This window comes from Exiguobacterium sp. E4787 (genome assembly GCF_018618375.1).
Lineage (GTDB): Bacteria > Bacillota > Bacilli > Exiguobacteriales > Exiguobacteriaceae > Exiguobacterium > Exiguobacterium chiriqhucha.
Genome location: NZ_JACSLY010000009.1, coordinates 155,267 through 161,934, shown reverse-complemented (window position 1 = coordinate 161,934; position 6,668 = coordinate 155,267). Strand labels below are relative to the sequence as shown.

The 6,668-nt window shown below is 49.9% G+C and carries 7 protein-coding genes; 3 read left to right on the top strand and 4 right to left on the bottom strand.

The genetic code is table 11. The features are described from left to right. Positions 1 to 99 precede the first annotated feature (99 nt). Positions 100 to 396 (top strand): AIPR family protein, encoded by a 297-nt coding sequence (locus KNP80_RS11615; protein WP_214834785.1) that lies wholly within the window; start codon positions 100 to 102, stop codon positions 394 to 396. Between the two features lie 80 nt (positions 397 to 476). On the opposite strand, the gene KNP80_RS11610 is transcribed toward KNP80_RS11615, so the two are convergent. Beyond that, the gene (locus tag KNP80_RS11610; protein WP_353047999.1) at positions 477 to 797 is read right to left on the bottom strand and encodes a nucleoside triphosphate pyrophosphohydrolase; all 321 of its coding nucleotides are present in this window, start codon (positions 795 to 797) and stop codon (positions 477 to 479) included. A 12-nt stretch (positions 798 to 809) separates the two neighbouring features. Next, positions 810 to 1,022: a hypothetical protein gene (locus KNP80_RS11605; protein ID WP_251132387.1), complete on the bottom strand. Its 213-nt coding sequence runs from the start codon at positions 1,020 to 1,022 to the stop codon at positions 810 to 812. 196 nt (positions 1,023 to 1,218) lie between these two features. On the opposite strand from KNP80_RS11605, the gene KNP80_RS11600 reads away from it, so the two are divergent. Both KNP80_RS11600 and KNP80_RS11595 read left to right on the top strand, forming a co-directional pair. Beyond that, entirely contained in the window at positions 1,219 to 1,911 is a 693-nt protein-coding gene (locus tag KNP80_RS11600; protein WP_214830906.1) for an ABC transporter ATP-binding protein, read from the top strand. Continuing rightward, positions 1,904 to 5,128: an FtsX-like permease family protein gene (locus KNP80_RS11595; protein WP_214834780.1), complete on the top strand. Its 3,225-nt coding sequence runs from the start codon at positions 1,904 to 1,906 to the stop codon at positions 5,126 to 5,128. Before KNP80_RS11600 ends, KNP80_RS11595 begins: the two co-directional genes overlap by 8 nt. A gap of 56 nt (positions 5,129 to 5,184) precedes the next feature. Here the strand turns inward: KNP80_RS11595 and KNP80_RS11590 are convergent, their stop codons facing one another. Further along, complete coding sequence (locus tag KNP80_RS11590; RefSeq protein ID WP_214719981.1) at positions 5,185 to 5,607, bottom strand: hypothetical protein; 423 nt, start codon at positions 5,605 to 5,607, stop codon at positions 5,185 to 5,187. A 101-nt stretch (positions 5,608 to 5,708) separates the two neighbouring features. Further along, complete coding sequence (locus KNP80_RS15940; protein WP_214834779.1) at positions 5,709 to 6,653, bottom strand: sensor domain-containing diguanylate cyclase; 945 nt, start codon at positions 6,651 to 6,653, stop codon at positions 5,709 to 5,711. Positions 6,654 to 6,668: the final 15 nt, after the last annotated feature.

Sequence of the window (6,668 nt, the reverse complement as noted above, 5' to 3'; positions counted from 1 at the left end):
TCATAAAAAATCCCTCACTTCGGATCATGTGTCTCACACTCCATTTTCAGGTTGTCAGACTCATTATCCATTAATTTGAGGGATTTTTAATACGTTGATATAAGGGATTTTAACAGCGTTGATTACAGCTTAAAAGGATACAAGGCAAATGTAATCTATTATACGACGGCTATGCTTAATGTTTTGCACGGTAAATCAATAAGCTTACATGAAATTTGGGAGTCACAATCTTTATCTGATAAGTGGGATGACGTTATAAAAGAACTTGCTCAATATACACTCGAATTTTTAAAAGATTCTGCAGGAGAACAAAATGTTACACAATGGGCAAAAAAAGAACAATGTTGGAAACAGTATCATGAAAAATGTCAACAACATTTAAAACTATTATTCTAATTTCTCATACGTGGACAATAATAACCTTATACACATAAACCACAACCTACAAACACATGACAAGTTTGTAGGTTGTTTTTTTACTCTAGAACTTCCTCTAAAAACAATCCCTTCTCAAACCCACCCTTCCGCTCCCGCTTCTCAGAACGGATTGCATTCATCTCTTCAAACGACGCCCCATGCATCTTCCCTAGCTCATACGCGAGTTCAAGGATATCGGCCAACTCTTCAAGACATTCCTTATCGATGTTTGCCTCTTCATATTCCTTCAACTCTTCATACAGCTTCAGTCGCGCTTTTTCGAAATGCTCGGCCTGATTCAAGTGTTTCACGATGACCTGTTTTCCCTCCGCTTGAATCAGTTCAGGCACACGGTCTCGAACCAACTTGTTATGCTTCACAATAGCTACCTCCTACTCCACCATCTCAAAAGCCTTCACATACACGACATGGTCGAGGAAAATGATCCACTCATCTTCGAACTGAACAAACCCGTCCGTCGCATGACGGAACGATTGATAAATCGATTCGAGCGCCGCATAACGACTCTCCGCCTCCACCACTTGCGTCAACACTTCATCATTAATCATATGGAACTCAATCTCGAACTGTTTCACCGTCTCCACTCCCTTTCACTCAATTCCGAACTCTATTAACTCTTTTCCCCGTTCCGTCCCATACTCCTCTCAAAACCAAGACGAAAATTTTCTCGGCTATCAACAGGAAAGTTTTTCCTATAAACTATGATAAATAGTCAGAAAATTACGTGTTCTTACATATTTAATAATGACTATTTCATTCCACCAAGAGAGGAAGCTTCCAATGGCCTATGATTTTGAATGCAAACATCTAACGAAACGGTTTGATAACGGCGACATCGCGACGCTCGCGCTTGATGATGTGAACCTTCACTTCGCCCACGGCGACTTCATCTCGATTATCGGTCCATCCGGTTCAGGAAAATCGACGCTACTCAGCTTGATTGGTACGCTCGATCGTCCGACCGATGGCACGCTCTTGTTCAACGGCGAACCGATCTCGACCTTGTCCGCAAAACAGCTCGCCGACTTCCGCTTCGACAACATCGGATTCATCTTCCAACAGTTCCACTTGATTCCGACATTGACGGCGCTCGAGAACGTCATGGCACCGCTGTTCGGCCGCAAAGTCGACTATGACGGGGAGGAACGGGCGCTCGAACTGTTGAAAGAAGTCGGCTTGAGCGACAAGGCGAACTCGCTGCCGTCGCAACTTTCCGGTGGTCAACAGCAACGGGTCGCCGTCGCCCGCGCTCTCATCCACCGTCCGAAGTGGCTGCTCGCGGATGAGCCGACCGGGAACCTCGACACCCATACGGGCGATATCATCTTCGACTTGTTGACGCGTCTGAACCGGGACAACGGCTGTGGCGTATTGTTCGTCACGCACGACCCGGAGCTCGCCGACCGGGCGAACCGAAAAATCGAGATGCGCGACGGGCAGGTCGTCGCCATGAGCGACGTCCATCATGCTTAAGTTCATTTGGAACTCATGGTGGCGGAATAAGGAACGGTTCATCCTGCTCATGGTCGGAATGCTCATCGTCAGTACCGGGCTCAGTTATCTACTCGGGGTGACGCAGGCGAACAACGGGACGGTCGTCAACGAGCTGCAGAAACGATGGGACTCGTCGTATCACATCGTCGTCCGGCCAGAAGGCAGCCGCAGCGTGACCGAGGACTTGAACCTGCTCGAACCAAACTATATGAGCGGGCTCGAGGGAGGCATCACGCGCGAACAATACGAGACGGTTCAACAGATTGCCGACGTCGATGTCGCGGCCCCGATCGCGATGATCGGGTCGACTTATTCTAGTTCGTTCACGCAAACGCATACGTTTGATAAAGCGGGTCTTTATCGCCTCAAGATGAATACACTCATCGATACGGGCATTGAAAAAATCAATGACTTCCAAGATCTAAAAGCTTATTTTTGGGTCGGCTGGATGCCAAACGGTGATTCGACCCATATCGGAATCGGTCCGACCGCCCTGTACGAGGAGTTTCCCCTCTCTTACGGGAGCGATGTCATGTTGGCTGGGATCGACCCGGTCGCCGAAGCGAAACTCGTCGGGTTAGACGATGCCGTACAAGCGACAGAGTTCAGTCGTTATTTCAATGATGAGGATATCCCAGAGCCTTACGATGAGGACATCACGACGATTCCGATTTTGATGAGTTCAAAAGACTACGTCGATGCCTCAATCAACTACACCATCGAAGAAATCGATGTCGATACAACTGATCAAGAGGCATTTATCAAAACGTATCTCGATCAAGGAAAAGATGAATACCTCGATAGATTGAAAGGGACGGAAGTCGCCTCATACGACTTTACAGCACAACAAATGCATGACAATATCACGAAACACATTTTAGAAGGGACACCACAACCGCAAGACCCTCGTGTCACAGTTGACTATACTTGGCTTGCCGAGAAGGCGTCACCGCTCGTCTATGAAGGCGTGACGAGCCCGTTCCCGAAACGTTGGCCGTACTCGTATCAAATCAAACCGTTCCTCGCTGAGGGTCAAGTGGCTTACGGCCAAGAAAGTATGTATCGCAAGTCAAATAAATACGCGGAAGACCTCAACGATGCGCCGAAAGTGAAATATAACTACATCGGCTTGTTCGATCCGTCGAAACTGAAGTTGTCGAAAGACCCGCTGACGGAACTGCCGATGGAGACGTATTTCCCGGCGAGCGCCGATTGGGTCATGAACTCGAAAGACGAGCCGGTCAACCCACCGACGACGGTCAAGCCGACGAACAACCCGTACAGCTTCCTCACGAAACCACCTTCGATGTTGACGACGCTCGATGCCGCGTTCGCCATCGCCGGCGACAAAGCTATCTCGGCGATTCGCGTCAACGTGAAAGGCGTGGACGTCTTAAACGAAGAGAGTGAGGCGAAACTGCAAGCGGTCGCCAAAGAGATTGAGGACAAGACCGGTCTTATCACCGACGTGACGCTCGGGTCGTCTCCACAATACGCTGTCACGTATCTGCCTGGACTCAAAGATTCGAGCGCACTCGGCTGGATTCAACAGCCGTGGATTAAACTCGGATCGTCGATTACGATTTTCCAAGAAGCGAAACTCGGCTTCTCTGGCGTCGTCGCGAGCGTCATCCTCGTCGCGATGCTGTATGTGTTCAGCTCGAACATCATCATGCTGTACGCGCGAAAGAAAGAGTTCGCCATTCTGTTGTCGCTCGGCTGGCGCCCGAGCCAACTGTCGAAACTGTTGTTCCTCGAAGCGACGATTCTCGGGTCGATGGTCGCGCTCATCTCGTGGATGATTCTCGGGACGTTCCTATGGACGGCAGCCGGTTCGACGTCGATCGCGCGCATCTTATTGATTGGTTTGGCCGGTCTGTTGATTTACTGGCTCGGGACGCTTATCCCGATTCGACTCGTGCGGAAAATCAAACCGTATGAGACGATGCAGTCGGGTGAGGTGTCGAAAGGGCGCCGCCTGCTCCGCTCCCGCTCGAGCGTCGGCATGAGCTTGAACCAGCTCGTGACGTATTGGCCGCGGACGACATTGTCGATTCTCGCCATCGCCTTACCGACGAGTCTGTTCGGTTTCTTCCTATTCGTCACATTCCGCCTCCAAGGCGTCTTGTATACGACATGGATTGGCGAGTTCGTCGCCCTTGAAGTCGGGACAATGCATTACGTCGCCATGGGGGTCGCGTTACTCATCGCGATGCTGACGACGACTGAAATCATGTGGCAAAACGTCTCGGAGCGCAAGCCACAGCTCGCTGTCTTGAAAGCGCTCGGTTGGCAGAACACGTCCATCCGTCGCCTCGTCTTGACGGAAGGCGCGTTGACCGGTTTCTTCGCCGGACTCCTCGGCGTGACAGTGACCATCATCATCGTTACCATCATGTATCAACAGTTCCCGACGTCCGAGTTGCCGTTCCTGTTCGCGACCATCCTCATCCCGGTCGTGACCGGTGTCCTCGGGGCGCTCCTCCCGGCGGAACGGGCCGTCCGCATCACACCGGCTGAAGCCATCGGCGGACACGTCGTTAACCAGAAGAAAGTCGAGAAACGGTTCCGTCTCGTCCTCGGGACGACTGCGACCGCTCTCGTCGTCGGCATCATCAGCTTGTTCGTCTTCACGTCACCTGAAGTGAAACCGGTGACGGAAGAAGCGAAGACGACACCAGCCCCGACCGCACAGACGACCGGTGCGAAACAGGCTGATTTAAAAGCAGATAAACCGAAAGAAACCAAAGCAACGACACCAAAAGAAGATGACCTTCAAAAAATCATGAACCTCGGCACGTTCCAAACGTTTATTGGGGATCCACGAATGAAGAAACGTGAATTCCAAGTCGGACAGCCCGTCTTTGCTTCACCGGATGGGACCGAATCGGAAGCTGGAAAACGATTCGTCAGCCTACCGATTTCTCTCTTTAATGAGGATGATCAATATGGTGGCACTATGGACTATCGACCGAACGGGTTCCGCATGTACACGCCAGACGGCACAGAGTACAGTCCGGTCGACATGGTCAACCACAACAAGAAAGCATTTCGGGGTGGATTCATTTACACACCAGGCGAGAAATCCGAAATCGATTTGGTCTTCCTCGTTCCAGAGAAAGAGAAAACGCTCGTCTTGTATGCTTCAAGCGGCGCCATGCCGAAAGTGTATACCGTTAAAATTGAAGTGCCGTAAACTAAAAAAAAACGGAGCGTCGTCCCTTGCTGGGATGGCGCTCCGTTGCGTTTACATTATTTTGGCTCATATCGAAATTCTGACACTTTTGCGTTTGATTGCGAGTAGAGCGTATCCATCGAGAATCGACTTGGACGGCTCGTGCCTCCACCGTATAAGGCCTCGATAGTTTGATCGATATACGCATTTTCCGCTTCTAAATATTCGCCAACGAGGTCTTTGAACTCATCGGCCGAGGAATCCTCATGCCGCAATTCCTCCAGTTCGGTCGAGTATATGTCGTTGTCTGCTTGCATACCTTGCAATTCTTTAACCGCTCCGGATATGGCGACGACATCGGTCGGAATGCTCGATAGCGTGAGCATTTTGATTTGATGGTCGCGGGCAGCCGAAATGATGGAAGCCGCATCGAAATGAATGACGGGTCTGTCGTCAATCGTTTCAACCGTGCCAACGCAACCGGTTAAAATAGACGTCATGCCGATAAATAGACATATGGATAAAACGAACTTATAGATACGCTTCCCTCCTCTGAACTTAATCACGCTTCTTCAAATGTCTATCCCCGCAAGAAGCACTTTCAGTGAACAAACTTGAACGTTCGCTTCCCAGCTGATTTTGCTTGATATAGCGCCTCATCCGCTTGTTTCAAAAGCGTGACCAACGTCGTACGCTTATCTCGTATGTAGGTGACGATGCCAATGCTCGTCGAGACTTGGTAACCCTCATCCCACCTGCTTAACTCATCGATAATCTGAGTCGCGATGTGGCCCCATTCGTCTCGACCCGCGGCCTGTGAAAAGTGGAGCACGAACTCATCTCCGCCTAACCGGACCGCGAACGCATCACCTTGTTCGTTCACAATCGTTTGAAGCCTTGCCGCCACTTCTTGCAGGACGGTGTCCCCGATGTCGTGACCGTACCGATCGTTCACGCTTTTGAATCCGTCCAAGTCGAGGAAAAAGAGCGCACCGTGCGTGTTCGAGTCGTCTTCAAAGTACTTCGTCAAGTAGCGTCGATTGTACAGCTCCGTCAACATATCTCGCCACACAAAACGTTCTAGTTCCAAATAATACGAGAACAGCTTGACGATTCGTTGGAGCAACGCGATACTCCTCGGATCCAACACACTCGCCTCATCATTGACGGCACACAACGTGCCAAACTTTTCACCGTTCGTCAGTGAGATTGGGATACCTAAATATGAGCGGATGTTTACGTCGTCGAGTAGCCGTTCCACTTCCTCCACATCACAGTCTCGCTTGATATCTTCATATCGCAACGGTTGATTGTTCTCGAAATCAATGCGATTACAAACAGAAGTGCTCAAATCGACGACCATGTTTTCCGTAATCTGAATCGATGATTTTTGATTGGACAGTTTCAAAATGACCTGTTGCGAGTCTGTGAACGCAGTCAAATAAAACATTTGCTCGGGCAAAATTTCATTTGCGAGATCAAGGACATCGTTCGCAAGCTCGTCAAAGCTCTCATACATCTTCAATTCTTCAAATTGTGTGTTCATACAATCTTCCACCCC

What these genes read in the sequence shown, in the direction of transcription:
- KNP80_RS11590 (WP_214719981.1), bottom strand. Translation starts at nt 5,607, where the DNA reads ATGACGTCTATTTTAACCGGTTGCGTTGGCACGGTTGAAACGATTGAC.
- KNP80_RS15940 (WP_214834779.1), bottom strand. Translation starts at nt 6,653, where the DNA reads ATGAACACACAATTTGAAGAATTGAAGATGTATGAGAGCTTTGACGAG.
- KNP80_RS11595 (WP_214834780.1), top strand. Translation starts at nt 1,904, where the DNA reads ATGCTTAAGTTCATTTGGAACTCATGGTGGCGGAATAAGGAACGGTTC.
- KNP80_RS11600 (WP_214830906.1), top strand. Translation starts at nt 1,219, where the DNA reads ATGGCCTATGATTTTGAATGCAAACATCTAACGAAACGGTTTGATAAC.